General features: G+C 63.1%; 3 protein-coding genes. 1 reads left to right on the forward strand and 2 read right to left on the reverse strand.

The annotated features are described in order from the left end of the window. Positions 1-878 (forward strand): SDR family oxidoreductase (locus tag BOO71_RS24810; protein WP_075836914.1); only part of this gene is annotated, 878 nt, incomplete at its 5' end. Between the two features lie 335 nt (positions 879-1,213). Here BOO71_RS24810 and BOO71_RS24815 read toward each other — a convergent pair. After that, entirely contained in the window at positions 1,214-2,449 is a 1,236-nt protein-coding gene (locus BOO71_RS24815; RefSeq protein ID WP_075836915.1) for an MFS transporter, read from the reverse strand. A gap of 220 nt (positions 2,450-2,669) precedes the next feature. Beyond that, positions 2,670-2,962: transposase family protein (locus BOO71_RS24820; protein WP_139323191.1), on the reverse strand; the 293-nt coding region annotated here is incomplete at its 5' end.

Genomic DNA, 2,962 nt, shown 5'->3' on the forward strand with positions numbered 1-2,962 from the left:
CCGCCCTGGTGACAGGCGCGACCAATGGCATTGGCAAAGTCACCGCACTGGAACTGGCCCGGCAAGGCTACCGGGTATTGCTCACTTCCCGCGACACCGCCAAGGGTCAACAGGTTCTGGACGAGATCAGGGTGCAGACGGGAAACGATGCGCTGGAGGTGTATGTGGGCGATTTGTCCAGCATGGCCGACGTGCGCCGCATCGCGTTGGCAGTGCTGGCCGAACATCCCACGCTGGACGTCCTAGTCAACAATGCGGGCGGTTTGATCGACGAGCGCCGCGAGACAGTGGACGGCTTTGAATATACGTTTGCCTTCAATCATCTGGCCTATTTTCTGCTCACCAATTTGCTGCTGCCAGGGCTGAAGGCGGCGGCCCAGGAGAGAGGCGAGGCCCGCGTGGTCAGCGTGTCATCCACCGCCAACAACAACGGACGGATGCGCTGGGACGATCTGCAATACACATCCGGTTATTCCACCTGGCCTGCTTACGGCCAGAGCAAGCTGATGAATGTGCTGTTCTCTAACGCCCTCGCGCGCCGCCTGGCAGGCACGGGCGTGACCAGCAACTCGCTGCATCCGGGCCTGATCGCCTCCGGCTTTGGCAGCACGGCAACAGGGCTGAGCAAAATATTGCTGACGGTTCTCAAGCCGTTCATGTTGACGGTGCAGCAGGGCGCACAGAACAGCCTGTATGTCGCCACCTCGCCGCAGATCAAGGGGATCAGCGGACAGTATTTCGTCAAGCAGAAGCCGGGCAAGCCCAATGCCCTGGCCGCCGATGAGGGCGCGCAGGAGCGACTGTGGAAGCTGTCGGAGGAACTGGTTGAAGCCTGGTCAAGTCCAGTGGCGGCGGATCACGTTGCCCCACTGGTCTGAACTGGGATTGATCAGACGCGCTCTTCAGGGGAAGCGCAGACCCCTGGCAAATGCTCTGACACCCGCCTGAGTTTTCTTCACTTCGCAAGATTCTGGCAACTTAACCTCGGTAGGCTGATGAGCCGTGACTGACCGCAAGCCCTACCGCCACCGTTTTCCATTGAGCGTCATCGGCGCGTCCCACTGAACTGAGCCGCCGAGCGGCCCCCCGTGCGGGGCCGCTCTCCCAACCGCCTGAGTCGTCCGGTAGTCCAGTAGAGCGTCTGTTGTCTGACGCAGAAGAGCCAAGGCAGACGCCGGGGAATCGCCTTGCGCGGTGGTCACAGCGGGGCGAGTCAGGCCACCTCCTGCGCTTGACCTTCACTGTTGCGGACGGGCGGTGGCCTCTGTCCCAGCAGGACACCCAGCGCCACCAGCACCAGCGCCGCCGCCGTGCCGTAAGTTGCGCCGGGGCCGAGACGCGAGTACAGTTGCCCGCCGCCCAGCGGCCCCACCACCTGCGCCAGCGAGCCAAACGCCTGCGCTCCGCCCTGCACCTGCCCCTGCGCCTCCGCAGGCGCGGCAATGGAAATCAGCGCCCCCTGTGCGGCATTGAAAATCCCTTCGCCAATCGCGAAGGCCAGCACGCTGACGTACAGCAGCGCGGTCAGGGGAAAGTGGGTCAGCAGGGCCATCCCCACCATTCCGAACACACCCAGGCTCAGGCCCAGAACGGCCACACCGCGCTCCTTGAAGGCCCTGAGCAAAAATGGCAGCAGCAGTCCCTGCGCCACGATGTCGCTGACGCCCACCACGATGTACACGGTGCTGACCTGGCCCGCGCCCCAGCCCAGGGTATCGCGGGCCAGCAGCGCCAGCAGGCCCATCAGCGAGAACGCCAGGCCGAACAGCACGCTGACCGTGACCAATCGCCGCACCACCGGGTACGACAGCGCGCCCGACAACTGCTTGAGCGGGTTCAGATTCGAGAGGTCAAACGTGGTGGCCCGGCGTGAAGCGGGCAGGCTTTCGGGCAGCACGAACGCGCCCCACAGCACGTTCAGGAGTGCCACGCCCGCTGCCAGGAACATCGGGGCGCTCAGGCTGAGATGCGAGGCCAGGCCGCCGATTGCCGGGCCGATAATAAAGCCCGCGCCCACTGCCGCGCCGATCTGCCCGAAGACCTTGCCGCGCTGTTCTTCCGGGGTGGTGTCGGCCAGGTAGCCGAACAGCGCGCCCATGCCGCCCGAACACAACCCGTCGATAATGCGGCCCAGAAAGAGTACCCCCAGGCTGCCGCCGATGCCGAAGATCACGTAGCCGATGGCGGAGCCGAGCAGACTCAGGATCACGACGGGCCGCCGCCCGTAAGCGTCGCTGAGCGCCCCCAGCACCGGGGAAGAGAAGAACGAGCAAAAGGCGTAGGACGCGCCCAGCAGGCCGATCATGGCCGCCTGCTGCGAGACCTGCGGCACGTACTTTGCCACGATAAACGGCAGCACCGGAAAGACTAGGCTGATGCCGGTGGCAAACAGAAAGGCGGTGACGAGCAAAAACAGGATGGGCGGAACGTTGACCGGAGACTTGTTCATGCGCCCAGGCTAGAGACGCAGGTGGGAACGGGTCTTGAAGAAAAACGACATGTTTCCTTTTCAAGTGGGGGCCAGGACGCTGGCATTGACCCCGGCTTCCGCCGCGAGGAGACCGCGCTGTCCAGACCTGTGATGGTCCACCAGGATGACAGGTCATTCCAGTTGTCGGCCCGAATGGCAGCCCCAGCCGGATGGGCCTAGAATAGACCTCTTGCGAAAGTCAGGCACATTTAGCGGTGGCGTTGCAGATGGCGGCGATGAGGTTGACTCGGAGGCTGAACCGCTTTCGCCGATGGCGATACGTTTCCTTCAACACCCGAAAAATCTTGAGCCGACGAATGACATGCTCAACAGCGATTCTGAAGCGTGCCAGTCGAAGATTTTCTGCTTTCTGTGCCGGAGTGAGCTTGCGTTTCTTGCTCGCTTTGTGCGGTGTACGGCACAGCGGGTGTTGGTGTTGAACGCCCTGATAGCCAGCATCGGCAACCAATTCAGTTTCAGGGTGAATGGCGG

The sequence above is a fragment of the Deinococcus marmoris genome, from assembly GCF_001949125.1.
GTDB lineage: Bacteria > Deinococcota > Deinococci > Deinococcales > Deinococcaceae > Deinococcus > Deinococcus marmoris_A.